General features: G+C 68.5%; 12 protein-coding genes. 6 read left to right on the top strand and 6 right to left on the bottom strand.

Features of this window, described 5'->3' with window-relative positions; all coding sequences use genetic code 11:
• Window positions 1-74: 74 nt before the first annotated feature.
• The 3 genes from AC5Y6X_RS21240 to AC5Y6X_RS21230 are packed head-to-tail and all read left to right on the top strand — an operon-like array spanning window position 75 to window position 2982.
• Window positions 75-1529, top strand: a complete 1455-nt coding sequence (locus tag AC5Y6X_RS21240) for an aldehyde dehydrogenase family protein (RefSeq protein WP_499988959.1) — start codon at window positions 75-77, stop codon at window positions 1527-1529.
• The gene (locus AC5Y6X_RS21235; RefSeq protein WP_499988957.1) at window positions 1526-2329 is read left to right on the top strand and encodes an SDR family oxidoreductase; all 804 of its coding nucleotides are present in this window, start codon (window positions 1526-1528) and stop codon (window positions 2327-2329) included. The genes AC5Y6X_RS21240 and AC5Y6X_RS21235 overlap by 4 nt, the downstream gene beginning before the upstream one ends.
• A 44-nt stretch (window positions 2330-2373) precedes the next feature.
• Entirely contained in the window at window positions 2374-2982 is a 609-nt protein-coding gene (locus tag AC5Y6X_RS21230) for a TetR/AcrR family transcriptional regulator (protein ID WP_499988955.1), read from the top strand.
• Here the strand turns inward: AC5Y6X_RS21230 and AC5Y6X_RS21225 are convergent.
• The 3 genes from AC5Y6X_RS21225 to AC5Y6X_RS21215 form a co-directional block, all read right to left on the bottom strand.
• On the bottom strand, window positions 2979-3719 hold the full coding sequence (locus tag AC5Y6X_RS21225) for a peptidoglycan recognition protein family protein (RefSeq protein ID WP_499988954.1): 741 nt from the start codon (window positions 3717-3719) through the stop codon (window positions 2979-2981). The genes AC5Y6X_RS21230 and AC5Y6X_RS21225 overlap by 4 nt on opposite strands.
• A 67-nt stretch (window positions 3720-3786) precedes the next feature.
• A complete protein-coding gene (locus AC5Y6X_RS21220) occupies window positions 3787-5388 on the bottom strand; it encodes a bifunctional aminoglycoside phosphotransferase/ATP-binding protein (RefSeq protein WP_499988952.1) in 1602 nt (533 codons plus the stop codon).
• Window positions 5389-5429: 41 nt separating this feature from the next.
• Window positions 5430-6887 (bottom strand): phospholipase D-like domain-containing protein, encoded by a 1458-nt coding sequence (locus AC5Y6X_RS21215; protein ID WP_499988950.1) that lies wholly within the window; start codon window positions 6885-6887, stop codon window positions 5430-5432.
• 56 nt (window positions 6888-6943) lie between these two features.
• Between AC5Y6X_RS21215 and AC5Y6X_RS21210 the strand changes: the two genes are divergently transcribed.
• Entirely contained in the window at window positions 6944-7426 is a 483-nt protein-coding gene (locus tag AC5Y6X_RS21210; protein WP_499988948.1) for a DUF732 domain-containing protein, read from the top strand.
• 22 nt (window positions 7427-7448) lie between these two features.
• Here the strand turns inward: AC5Y6X_RS21210 and AC5Y6X_RS21205 are convergent, their stop codons facing one another.
• The 3 genes from AC5Y6X_RS21205 to AC5Y6X_RS21195 form a co-directional block, all read right to left on the bottom strand.
• A complete protein-coding gene (locus AC5Y6X_RS21205) occupies window positions 7449-10616 on the bottom strand; it encodes an ATP-binding protein (RefSeq protein ID WP_499988947.1) in 3168 nt (1055 codons plus the stop codon).
• Window positions 10617-10683: 67 nt separating this feature from the next.
• A complete protein-coding gene (locus tag AC5Y6X_RS21200; protein ID WP_499988946.1) occupies window positions 10684-11325 on the bottom strand; it encodes a DUF732 domain-containing protein in 642 nt (213 codons plus the stop codon).
• A 1-nt stretch (window position 11326) separates the two neighbouring features.
• Window positions 11327-11977, bottom strand: coding sequence for a TetR/AcrR family transcriptional regulator (locus tag AC5Y6X_RS21195; protein ID WP_499988945.1), 651 nt, complete (start codon window positions 11975-11977; stop codon window positions 11327-11329).
• An 82-nt stretch (window positions 11978-12059) separates the two neighbouring features.
• On the opposite strand from AC5Y6X_RS21195, the gene AC5Y6X_RS21190 reads away from it, so the two are divergent.
• Together AC5Y6X_RS21190 and AC5Y6X_RS21185 are read left to right on the top strand one after the other, a co-directional pair.
• Window positions 12060-12452 (top strand): DUF4267 domain-containing protein, encoded by a 393-nt coding sequence (locus AC5Y6X_RS21190; RefSeq protein ID WP_499988944.1) that lies wholly within the window; start codon window positions 12060-12062, stop codon window positions 12450-12452.
• Window positions 12453-12478: 26 nt separating this feature from the next.
• Window positions 12479-13300: an LLM class F420-dependent oxidoreductase gene (locus tag AC5Y6X_RS21185; RefSeq protein ID WP_499988942.1), complete on the top strand. Its 822-nt coding sequence runs from the start codon at window positions 12479-12481 to the stop codon at window positions 13298-13300.
• Window positions 13301-13302 lie beyond the last annotated feature (2 nt).

The raw sequence follows: 13302 nt of genomic DNA, 5'->3' as shown, positions 1-13302 counted from the left end.
GACGCGTGAAGTCAAGTAGCTTAGAAATAAGAAATATTACTTAATGGCGGAAGCCAGGAAATCGGAGACGCGCGATGACCGTCGACCTGAGCGTTCCCGTCGTGCACCTGCACATCGGCGGCGAGGCGCGAACCAGCGGTTCGGGTGGCGTGCACCAGCACGTGTACCCGGCGACGGGGGAGGTCCAGGGACCGGTCCCGCTGGCCGGACCGGATGACGTCGACGCCGCCGCGCGGGCTGCGCACGCCGCGCATGCCGGGTGGCGAGCCTGGAGGCCGTCGGAGCGCGCACGGGTTTTGCGCCGCCTCGGCGAACTGATGGAGCGCGACGCCGCCGAGATCGCCCGGCTGTCGGTGCTGGACAACGGGATGTCGGCCGGTATGAGCCGGCCCCTCGTCGACATCATGGCGAATTGGACCTCCTACTACGCCGGTTGGGCCGACAAGATCGAAGGGCGCGTCACATCGTTCCCGGCGAACCAGCGTGAGCTCGCCTACTCGATGCCCGAGCCGTACGGCGTCGTCGGCATCATCCTCACCTGGAACGGCCCGGTCGTCTCGATCGGCATGAAACTGATACCGGCGCTGGCGGCCGGGAACACGGTCGTGATGAAGCCATCCGAGCTGACGCCGTACGCGACCGAGCATTTGATGCGTCTCGTCAAAGAAGCCGGAATCCCTGACGGAGTCGTGAATCTCGTGTTGGGTGGGCCGGAGACCGGTGACGCGCTGGTGACTCATCCGCTGGTGCAAAAGGTCAGCTTCACCGGTGGGCCGGCGACGGCACGCAAGATCCTCGCCAGGTGTGCCGAGTCCCTCAAGCCCGCGGTGCTCGAGCTCGGCGGCAAGTCCGCCAACGTCCTCTTCGCGGATGCCGACCTGGACACCGCGATCGCCGTCAACGCCTTCAGCGTCCTCGGCACCCTCGCCGGACAGGGGTGCGCAATACCGTCGCGCATGATCGTCCACAACGACATCTACGACGACGTGGTCGCGCGCGTGCTCGCGATTGTCGCCGGGATGCAGTGCGGCGATCCGTTCGACCCGGCGACGATCATCAGTCCCGTGGTGACCCGCGAGGCCCAGGAGCGGATCCTGGCCATGATCGAGCGAGCACAGGCCGACGGGGCGAAGCTGCTGGCCGGCGGCGGCGTTCCCGGTCACCTGCCGAAGGGCTTCTTCGTGGAGCCAACCGTGTTCGGAGATGTCGATCCCGCTTCCGAACTCGGCCAGATCGAGGTGTTTGGCCCCGTGCTCTCGCTGATGCGGTTCGACACCGAGGAGCAGGCGATCGCGATCGCCAACTCGACCGAATACGGGCTCGCCTCGTACGTCTACACCAGGGACGTCGACCGGGTGCAACGAATGGTGACCGCGCTGCGGGCCGGCGGGGTGTACGTGAACGGAGCCAGCCCGGTGACCGGTTGCGAGCTCGCGTTCGGCGGCGTCGGCATCTCCGGGTTCGGCCGAGAGGGCGGCGAGGAAGGGCTGTTCGAATTCCTTCGCACCAAGGCGGTTGGCATCGGATGACGAAGGCGCACAGCCTCAACGGCGCAATCGCCGTCTTGACCGGTGCGGGCAGTGGCATCGGCCGCGCCACCGCGGTCGCGTTCGCCCGGCGTGGCGCATCGGTCGTCGTGAGCGACCTGGCCAAGGATCGGGTCACCGAGGTCGTCGAAGAGATCACCGCGCTCGGCCGGCCGGCGATCGGGCTCCCCGTCGACGTGACCGTCGAAGCGGACCTGGAGAAACTGCGGGATGCTGCGCTCGAGCGGTTCGGTCGCATCGACCTGGTGATGAACAACGTTGGCGTCATTGCGATCGGCGCTCCCGAGACGTTGCCCGACGAGGCATGGCTTCGCACGATCGACGTCAACCTGTTGAGCATCGCGCGCAGTAACCGGGTGTTTCTCCCGGGCTTGATCGCTCAGGGCAGCGGCCACGTGATCAACACCGCCTCCGCCTCGGGGCTGCTGGGCTACGGGTTCGATCGGCTTCCCTACGTTGCGTCCAAGCACGCGATCGTCGGACTGTCCGAGGCGCTGGCGACCTATCTCGGCCCGAAAGGTGTTGGGGTGACATGTCTTTGCCCATCCGGGGTGGTCACCAACATCCTTGAGGGAATAACCGTCTACGGCGAGGCGGCCGCAACGCCGCGAGCGCCGGCGCACCAGATCGTGACCGCGGAAGAGGTCGGGGACCTGATTGCCGACGCCGTCGAGGCGGGTCGCTTCCTCGTCGTGACGGCGCCCGAGGTGCGCGATGCGCTCCTGAAGCGCGCCAACGACATCGAGGGTTACCTGCGGGCAAGCATCGAGGCGCAAGGGTGATGAGCACTCAGCCCGGGCCGACACCGGCGACCGCTCTGCAACTGTTGCTGGCCGCCGAGCGGTTGTTCGCCGAGCATGGGGTTGCCGGTGTTTCGTTGCGCCAGATCTCGATAGAGGCGGGTTCGTCGAACAACTCGGCGATCCGGTACCACTTCGGATCCAAGGACGATCTCCTGCGCGCGATCTTCGCGTACCGCCTCAGCGACCTCATGCAACGCCGTGCCCTGCTGCGGGCCCGAGCCGATCCGGATGATCTTCGGGCACAGGTGGAGGCCCACATCCTTCCGTTGATCGAGCTGGCAGAGTCGCCCGACAGCTCATACGTGTCGTTCATCGATCAGCTGCAGCGCACGGGCCAGGTCGCCGTTTTTATTCGGCAATCGGACGCGATGAAATCCCACGAGGAATTCACCTCCGGGATGCAGCGGCTCCTGTCGCACATCCCCGAACCAGCGCGGTCGATGCGGATTCAACAGGCTCAGGACCTTGCGGTCCATCTCGCCGCCGAGCGGGAGCGCGCGCTTCGCCGCAATGACGCGGTTGTTGCTTTCCCCCTGTTCGTCAGCGGCGCGGTGGACGGACTCACCGGATTTCTCGCGGCACCGGCGTCCGCGGAGACCGAACAGCTGATCTCGCGCCGAGCGCCGGTCTAGTTGCCGGCCTCGATGGCCGCGACCCGTGCGGCCGCGTCGGGCCCGCAGTAGTGCTGGAGGTCCACTCCGCCCGCGGCCAGCAGATCGTCGATGCGGCGCTTGAGGTCACCCGAGGAGAGGTGGGCATACAGGTTCGCACCCGGGCAGGAGGTCTGGGCCAGGTCCCGATGGCCCGCCAATGTATTGGTCGCGATGCCGAAGGTGCGGGCGGCCCATGCGAACACGAGTGCGGCGCCGCGCAGTTGGGTCTCCGGCACAGTCTCTTGATCGAAGTCGCCCTCGCAGAGAACCAGGAAATGGCCCGTCGTGTCGTAGTCCGTCGCGGTGTCACCCGCAAGCTCGGTGCTCCGCAGTTCATAGATGTTGCCATTGCGGTCGACGCCGACGTGATAGGCGATGTCGATCCATCCGTGCTGATCTTGGTGGTACCGCTGGTCCTGTCGGAGATGGCTTGGGGCGTTGCGGTTTTCGCCGAGGACCACGGCCTCGTGGTGGAGGGTCATGCGGGTGATGGTGTGGCGCTTACCGCCGGGGCGGGCCGGGCGCGCGCCCCAGGCGTCTCGGCACAGCAGTGGTGCCGAAGTGGCGGCGGTCAGCTCGACACTGGCCGTCGATGGCACGGTCGTGTTCGAGCAGGCGCCGAGCACGGACGCGGCGCCGACGCTGCCCGCCAGCCCCAGCAGCCGACGGCGGCTGACTGGCCGCTCATCCGGCCGGCCGGACCCTGGATCGCACACATCCTCACCATACGGAGGTGAAGGGCGCGGTCTGACAAAACGGGCTAGGCTTCACGGCGCGACGCCGTCAGCGAGTGGCAGCGCGCAGCAGCGCCAGCGCTTGCTCGGTGGTTTCCCCCGTAGTCCGCGCGGCGTCGACGCGTAGCACGGACGGCTGCTCGTCGGGCGGCGTGAACGCGGCCCGCAGCTCGGGCCACAGCTCCAGCCGCGCATCCGAGACGACTCCTTGCTCCGTGGCGCGGTGCTCGAGTCGCGCAATCAGGGTGGCGTCGTCGGCGTCGCACAGCACGATGTGGAGGTCGGTCCCAAGCCGGCGCGCCACCCGCTGGATCTGGGCCCGCTCGGCCGGATCGCCGAACGTCGCGTCGACGACCACGCCGCGGCCGCGCCGCAACCAGCGCGCCGCGTCGCGGCGCAGGGCGGCATAGGTGCGCCGCGTCATCGCGGGATCATAGAGCCCCGAACCGAATTCATCGCCGCCGCGCCGGGTGGGCTCGATGCCCGCCATCCGCTTGCGCGCCACGTCCGACGAGAGGTGGACCAGCCCGAGTCGCCCGGCGAGCGCTCGTGCCAGCGTGGTCTTGCCGCTCGCCGGCAGGCCCATCGTAACGATCATCGGCGCACGGGGCAGGCCACCCGCGTGCGCCCACGCCAGATCGAAGTAGGCCCGCGACTCGGCGATGATCGGTTCCCCCTCACCACCGGATGCCTGTTCGGTCTGCGCCAGGCGCAGGCTGCGGACCTTGCCGCGAACGTACGCCCGGTAGCAGGTATAGAAGTCGAGCAGGCTGAGCAGCTCGCGGTCGCCGCTGGTGCGTACGTAGGAGTCCACGAACGCCCACGCCAGGTCGGCGCGACCGTGGTACTCGAGATCCATGGCGAGAAACGCCACCTCCGAGGCCAGGTCGGCGCACCGATATCGGGGCGCGAACTGCAGGCTGTCGAAAAGCACAATCCGGCCGTCGTCGATGCAGACGCTGGCGGCATGCAGGTCGCCATGGCCATCGCGCACGTGCCCTTCGGCCACGCGCCGCTCCAGCAGCGGCGTCCGCTGCCGTATGAATTGGTCGACGTAGGAACGGATTTCGTCATTGATGTCGCTCGAGATGGTGCGACCGACGAACGGGACCATCTGGTCGAAGTTCTCCTGCCAGTTCGCGATGACGCTGGACGGGCCGCCGTACGCATCGATTTCCGGGCCGGTCTCGGCCCTGCGGTGAAGCCTAGCCAGGGTGCGGCCGATTCGTCGTGCCAGACGCGTGTCGACTTCGCCGCGTGCGAGCTTCGTCGGCAGCATGCCGTCTTCGGGCAGACGCCGCATCCACACGGCCGGCTCGCCCGACCCGGATGCGCCCCCGATGCGATAGTGGCCGTCCTGCTCGGTGACCTCGACGACGCCCAGGTAGACCTGCGGGCTGAATCGCCGGTTGAGGCGCAGCTCCTCGTCGCAGTCGGAGCGGCGGCGCTCGATGCTGGTGTAGTCGAGGAAGCCGAGGTCCACCGGTTTCTTCAGCTTGTAGGCGTTCGGACCGGCGAGCACCACCCAGGAGCTGTGCGTCTCGTGGAGTTGCAGGTCGTCGGTTGGCGGCTCGTGCGCCTCGGGTCGCAGCAAGTCGGCGATGATGCGCGGGTGGCCGTCGGGGCCGACGGGGTCGAATGCGTGTGTCATGGTCTCTCGTCCGAGGGTATTCCGTCGGACAACGAGTTCGGTCAGCCCCGCAGCCGCGCTATGAGCCGCTGCACGCTTCGGGCCAGCGACGGCGGGACATGGTCGGGATCGGTAAGGTCGCTCTCCGCCAGCGGGCCCGCCTCACCGGACACGGTCCGTTCGGTGAACGGCCGCAACGTCCTGCCGTGTCCGCGCAGCGCCTCGATCGCGTTCAGGAACGACCCGCTTCGGCGAATCGCGTTCTCGAACTCACCGGCGGGCACACCCAGGTGTTCGGCGACCAATTCGTCTCGCACGCGGGTGATTTGGCGACGCACGCCGTCGTCGTCCGTCGCGTTCGGACCCGCTTCGATGGCGACATCGCACTCGCTGTCGAAGCCCATCGACCGGTTGTTGAGGTTCGACGAGCCGATGCGCAGCAGCCGATCGTCGACCGCAGCCACCTTCGAGTGGACGTAGATCGGCGCCCCGCCGTCCGTCTCCGGCCAGTAGACGCCCAGACGATGGTGCTCGTCCGCCGCCCACAGCACTTGAATGAGCCGATGACGTGCGCTGTCCATCGTTCCCCGCTCAATCGGATTGTTGCCCCGGCGCGCGACGACGATGACGACCTCGGGGCCGTCGTCTTCGCGCAGCCGGGCCGCCAGCGCGTCGACGACGCGTCGGGCCGCCAGGTATTGGTTCTCCAGGTAGATGATGTCGCGCGCGGCCGCAATGGAAGCAAGGTTGAGCGCCTCCACCTCCCGCACCTCGGCGCGCTGGCCCAGCTCCGGCAGCGTGCGCGCGATTCCGACCTCCACGTTGCGCAGTGTCGGCTCCAGCCGGCTGGGCCACGTGGCGTGCCTGGCGTCAACCGGCTCCAGCGATCGGCCGGTCGCGCTGTGCCACCGAGCGAGAGCCAGCTCACCCAGTGCACGGGCGGCCGCACCGTCGACGGCCAATCCGACGTCGTGTCGGGGCCCGTAGCCGCGTCCCAGCGTGCGACGGTCGCGGCTGCGGTGCTGGTGCTCGCGGGTGTCCCAGCGGCCGACGGTGAGGTCGATGCCGCCGCAGAACGCCGCCGCGTCGTCGACCACCACGATCTTTTGATGATGCACGGAGCCCGTCGGATGGGCGCCGTCGATGGCGAAGTGCATTCGCTTACTGCTGATCTGGTTCAGAACCGCCACGGGCGTGACCCCGTACCAGATGCCGGCGAAGGCGGGGAGCAGGCGCAGATTGGATTTCAGTAGGTGTACCTCGAGAGCGGGCCGCTTCCAGAGCATCCAATAAAGGAAGGCGCCAAGCTGATTCGGGCCGGGCAGCGTCGTGGCGCCCCGTTCGAATGTCATCCTGGTGTCGAAATCCCAACCGATCAGCATGATTCGGCGCCGCGCGCGCAACATCGCCGCCTTGACGTGCCTGAAGTAATCGGCCGCGTCGATGATGCAGGCGAACCTGTCGGCGCGCGCCGTGCGCCAGCACGTCTGGCCGGGGATCAGCAGTCGATCGTCGGGCACGCGGACGCTTTCAACGAGGTTGACGACCCGGCGCGTGCATAGTCCTTTGGTACCACATGCGGCCCGGCGCCTTGACGCGCAACGACCCCGAGGAACAGGCTGGGCAGGACAACGACGCCGATGTGTGCGAGGACGAACCGATGCGAATGCTTGTGCTGCTCGCGAGTTTCGCGGCGGTGATCGGGCTGGCCGCGCCGGCACAGGCCGATCCGCCCGGCACTGAATCGGGCCCCGACGCCGGCTTTCTGACCGCACTCGACAACGCCGGCATCACGTATCAGAGCCGAACCGGCGCCGTCGCCGCGGGCAAAAAGGCGTGCCAACTGATGGATCAGGGCTATCCCGACAGCGACGTCATCAACGGCGTGTCGGCGAGCAATCCCGGATTCGCGATGGACGCCGCCACCAAGTTCACCGCGATCGCGGCGAGCGCGTATTGCCCCCAGCACCTGGGGGATCCGACGACGCCGCCACCGCCGCCCCCGCCGGCATCGGCGTTCATCCCCGACTTGTCGCTGCCGGCGCTGCCGGCCGCATAACGCAAACCCCTTGCCGCCGCAGTCATGGCAGCGCCGCGGCCCACTTCATGTGCCCCTCGAAGCCGAGTTCTGCGGCCATTGCGCGATAACGGTTCCTGAGGTCCCGGTACGGCGCGTCGTCGCCGCGCGCCCGCGCCAGCAGCGCCCGCAGTCGCAGCAACCAGATCTCACGCGTCGCCAGGCGCTCCTCGGCCGGCGCGTCGGCCAACCGCTCGATCGCCGCCTCGGCGTCGGCCACGTCACGGGCAGTCCCGCGATCGAGCAGTGTTTCCACCAGAACACCGGTCGCAGGAATGCCCCACCCCAGCTGCAGTCCCTTGTGGAACAGCTGGTCGACGGTGGCGAGCATGAGCGGTATGGCGTCGTCGCGATCTCCGCGTCGTGCCCTCTCGCGCGCCACGTACACCTCGACAACCGATAACTGGGACAGAAGGAACTTCCTGCGCACGTACACGTCGCTGAGCTCGGCCAGCAGCTGCTGTCCCCGGTCACGTTCCTCGGCCGTGTGGCGGTGCACCAGCGCAACGCCCAACGTCATCCGGGCGACGGCCAGCGCCAGGTCGTCACCGGATCGTTCGGCGATCCGGAGCGCGTTTTCGATCTCGGTGACCGCGCGATCGTCGGATGTCAGTGCGCCATAGGCTATTCCGGCGAAGTAGACGTATGCGACGACGGTGACGTAGGACATGGGGTCGGTGCTGCGGGCCGTGGCCAGGCCCTCCTGCAGGCCTTCTCGCCATCCGTCAAGCCCCAGGGCATAACGGCCGATGGCCCGGTTCGTCAACGCGAGCGCCAGGGGAGATCCGATGATGAAGTTGCCCTTGGCCGGGTCACCGTCGGCCAGGTCGATGACTCTCTGTGACCACCGCAACACGTCGGAGTACTCGTGGTTCTCGCCCTTGGCGTAGATGGGGGCGACGGACAGCCCAACCGTCAAGTCGGGATTGTCGATCGACTCGATGAGGGCCATTGCCTCCGATGCCAGCTGCGAGGCCTCCCGCAGCCGGTCCTGCAGCGCGTGATCCATCACCAGCCCCGCCATGGCGATGGCCAGCGAGGCCTTGTCCCCGGCGATGGCGCACAGCTCCCGCAACTCGTCGAAGCGTTCCCCGGCCACGTGTTCGTGGACACGAAAAGCGATGCCGCACAGCATGGTCCGCGGGGTGATGCGCATGGCGGTCCGGTTGGGGTCGTCGTCGGGCAGGGCATCGGCGATCACCCGGGCGCGCTCCCAACTCAGCCATGCCGCGGCGATGTCGCGGTTGGTGGCCCACGCCGCGGAGCGCACGTGCCAGCCGTAGGCCGCGTGCCAATCGCCGGCCGCCTGCAGGTGCTCGGCGATCAGGGCGGCATTCTCGTCGGCCGCGGCCGGATTGCGCGATTCGATCGCGGCCGCGATGCGCCGGTGCAGCTCCGCGCGATCGGATTTGAGCTGCGATTCGTAGGCCACCGCCTTGATCAGCGGATGGTAGAACACATACTCGGGCTGCGGGCCGGACCCGACCTGGTCGATGAGCTGGGCCCGCATCAGGTCCTCGATCACCGGTTCGATGCCCAACGTTTCCAGGAGGTCCCGGCTGAACTTCGAGCCGACCACCGCCGCCGCGGTCAGGGTGCGCTTCGCCTTCGGGTCGAGCCGGTCGATGCGCGCCGCGATGGTGGCCTGCAGGGTGGCGGGCACACGCACCGCGACACCCCCCGCCGTCGAGACGTATCCACCCGACTTTCCTTGCAGCACACCGCGATCGGCGAGTTCGCGGACGATCTCCTCGGCGAAGAACGGGTTGCCGGCGGCCCTGTCGATGATCACGCCGGCCAACTCTTTGACGTGCGGGCCGAGCAGCTGCGCGACGAGCGCCGCGGTCTCCGGAGCACTCAGCGGGGAAAGGGCGATGGTTTGCGCGCCGGCCAGCTCGGTCAGCGCGCCCTGGTATTCGGGGCGGTAGGTGACGAGCACCAGCGAGCGTGTCCTCGAGATCACCGCGATGAAATCGGTCAGCAGCGACTCGCTGATCTCGTCGATCCAATGGACGTCCTCGATGACGTAGAGCGCCGGGGTTTCGCGGGCCAGCGACGCGGCATTGATCAATGCGGTCAACCGCCGCCGCCGGGCATCCGGATCGATCTTGGGCAGCTCCACGTCGGGGTCCGCGATGCCCAGCAAGTCGTTGAGGAGCAGAACGTCCTCGGGCTCCGCGTCGGCGGCCTGGGCCCGCATCAGTTCCCGGGCAGCGCGCGGGTCGAGGCCCTCGATGCCGGTGACCGTGCGCAGCAACCGCGCCACGGCGTGGAACGGGATCTGGCTGGTGTGCGATTCGCAGAACGCCGTGAACACGTCGACACCCCGGGCGGCCGCCATCGTGCAGACTTCGCGCACCAGGCGGCTCTTGCCGATGCCCGGCAACCCCACCAGGCCGACGACCGCGCCGTGGCCGTCGATCGCGCGCTCCAGCAGGCCCTCGACGGCGGACAGCTCCGCTCGCCGGCCGACCAGATTCGACTCGGCACGCCCGGCGGCGGCGTGCCCCTCGACCATGCCCTCCAGCTGCCGGGCGGGCACCGGCACGTCGGAACCCTTGATCCGGACCAGCTCGGGTTCGCCGAGGCGCGCCGCGCCCTCGACGAGTCGGGCCGTCGACGCGCTGAGCATCACCCCGCCCGGCGGCGCCGCCGATTCCATCCGCTGCGCCATGCCGACCTGGCTTCCGATCGCGGTGTAACCGAAAGGGCCCGAACCGATTTCGCCGGCGATCACCTGACCGGAGTTGAGTCCGACGCGCAGCTGCAGGTCCACGCCGTCGCGTTTTCGGACCTCGGCGGCGAGCCGCTTGACCTCGTCCTGAACGCCGAGCGCCGCGAGGCAGGCGCGGACCGCGTGGTCCTCCAGCGCCACCGGCGCCCCGAACACCGCCATGATCCCGTCGCCGGTGAACTTGTCCACCGTGCCGCCGTAGCGCTCGACCACCGCGGCGCAGCCGCCGGCCAGGCCGGCCATGATCTCGCGCAGTCGCTCCGCGCCCACCGTCGAGGCGATGGCCATCGAGTGCACCACGTCGGCGAACAGGACCGTGACCTGCTTGTACTCCGCGCGGCTGGCGCCGTCGTCGACCGGTGAGCCGCAACCGTCACAGAATCGCGCGCCCGGCCGCGGCTGCGTCCCACACGTGCGGCACGCCGCTGCGGTCGTCATGGCTAACTCGAATCCGTCTGCAAGATAAGGTCATCGTAGCCACGAGCAACCCGTGGCGGGATCCGGTTCAGGCGCCCCCGCCGACCAGGTTGTTGTTCTGCGGGCAGTAGGTGTGGACGGAGATGGACACGTAGGCATCGGCGTCGCCGGCGAGCGCGGGATTGGCCGCGCGAAACGCGGCGGTGATCTGCGGCACCGAGACCCCGCGACGGATGTCGTCGCACACCATCTTGCCGTTGGCGATGGCGGCGTCGGGATTGGCGAACGAGATGCCCCGGTCGTTGAGGTCCTGGACGTACTTCTTGTCCTGATCCGGCGTGGACACGATCGACGACGGGGCGGGCGGGGCTGACGCCGTCGCGGGCGCGGTGGAGGCCGGCGTCGCGCCGTCGCTCGGCGTGACCGAGGGCTTCGGCGCCGACTTGGTATCGCCGGTCAACAGCGAACGACCGAGAACGATCGCCCCGGCGAGGACGAGGCCGGCCGCAACGAGCGCGGCCGCGATACGCCAAGTCGCACGCCATGATTGGCGGTTGGTGTCGCGGCCGCCAGCCGGGCCGCCGCGGTCGTCGTCGCCACCGTCGTCGTCGGTCGACCACGCGAGGCCGGCTGCCTCTGACGCTGCGGAATTGGGTACGGCGACGGTCTCGTCATTGTTGAGTCCGACGGTGTTGTCGCCAGCCGGGCCTGGCTCGGCCATGGGGGCCATGCTAGCCGCTGCTCGCGACGAATTGCGCGATCGTTTCCGGCGCGACGCCCAATCCCCGCAGGCAGAAACGCAGCGCCCGGTTGCGAACGTCGGAGCGTTCCCATTGACCCGTTGCCCATTGCCGCTGGGTGTGGCTCCAAACCACGCCGTGGATCGATTTCGCGGCTATCGCCGGCACGATGTCGTGAAACGCGCCGAGTTCCAGGCCGCGCTGCAGCTGCTCGATGAGTGGCCCCAGGATCGCGCTGTGCACGGGCGAAGCCAGCTCGGGGGAGGAGGATATGTCTTCGTCGTAGGCCAGGTCGAGTCGTCCCTCGATCCACGCGGCCACCGCCGCCGTCGGGTTGGCGGCCGTCGCCATCCTTGCCTTGAGGCGCAGCACTTCGTTGCGCGTCGCCTCCAGGAAGACCGCCGCTACCAGCTCATCCTTCGATTCGAAGTGCCGGTAGAACGCGCGCGTGCTGAGCCGGGCGCGATCCAGGACCGCGGCGATGCTGAGCCCCTGGACCCCCTGCTCGCAGATGGTTTTCGTGGCGGCGGCGACGATGGCGCGACGCACGTTGGGGTCGGGCGCGAGCTTGGTCCGCCGCCGCATGACCGGATCGCTCGCGTAGTCATGCCGACGAGTGAGCGGGTCCCCCTGATCCGTCATCACTGACCAAAATAATCCTCGCCGCGAGCGGATCCCAGCCTCGCCGGGCCGATGGGTTTGCCAGCGGCGCTATGCTGCGGCCATGTCGATCGACCGTGCCGGACTCGTCGCGGGCAGCATCCGGCTCGCCTCGGGCACCCATTTCCTCGTCGACCCGCTGGGCGCCAACCGGCTCTGGGGCGATTTCGAAGAGCCGACGCCGACGGCGCGTCTGCTGCTGCGATCGATGGGCTACCGCGACGCGTTGATCGGCGGGCTGCTCGCGACGGCGGCGCTGCGCGGCAAGAACACCCGCGGCTGGTTTTTGGCGTCCGGGGGCGCGGACGCGGCCGACCTGCTCGGCGGGATGAGCGTTCACCGCGAACTCAAGGGCTCCCAACTCGTCGGCCTGGGCGGCGCTGTTGTCGGCATCGGCGTCGGGCTGTGGGGCGCCACCCGGCGGAGACCGACCGCGGCGTCCAACGGCGACCAGTAGGTCTTCGTCGAACAGGGGAGCGGGACATGGGTTTTGGGGTGCTGACTTTCGTCACCGACGACGGCATAGGCCCGGTGGAGCTGGGCCGCGCGCTCGAGCAGCGGGGCTTCGAATCCCTTTTCCTCGCCGAGCATTCCCACATCCCCGTCGACGCGCAGACCCCCTACCCCATGGGCGGTCCGATCCCGCCGAAGTACCACCGCACGCTGGACCCGTTCGTGGCGCTGGCGGCGGCGGCCGTTGCCACCGAGAAACTCGTGTTGGGCACCGGCATCGCCCTGATCCCGCAGCGTGACCCGATCCTGACGGCCAAGGAGGTGGCGTCGCTGGATCTGGTGTCGCAGGGACGGTTTCGCTTCGGGGTGGGCGTGGGCTGGCTGCGCGAAGAGATCGCCAACCACGGTGTCGACCCCGCCGTGCGCGGGCGGCTGTCCGACGAGCGGCTGTGGGCGATGATCGAGATCTGGACGCAGGAGAAGGCCGAATTCCATGGCGAATTCGTGAATTTCGATCCCATCTACAGCTGGCCCAAGCCGGTGACGAAACCGTATCCGCCGCTGTATGTGGGTGGCGGCCGGGCGAGCTTCAAGCGCATCGAGCGGCTGGGCGCCGGCTGGATCTCGATGAGCCCGTCGGCCGAGGCGCTGTCGGGTCCGCTCGACGAACTGCGCGGGATCGCCGGCGTCGACGTGCCCGTCATCAACATCCACATGGGAAAGCCGGAGGACGTCGCGGGCTACCGCGACATCGGAGTCGAGCACGTGTTGGTCGAGCTGGAGACCGAGCCCCGCGACCAGACGCTTCGCCGTCTGGACGAATTGCAGGCGGAGTTCGCGAAACTCGCGTAAAG

The sequence above is a fragment of the Mycobacterium sp. NGS26 genome, from assembly GCF_059813025.1.
The sequence above is the reverse complement of the archived record's forward strand: the minus strand, read 5'-3'. Positions and strand labels throughout refer to the sequence as shown.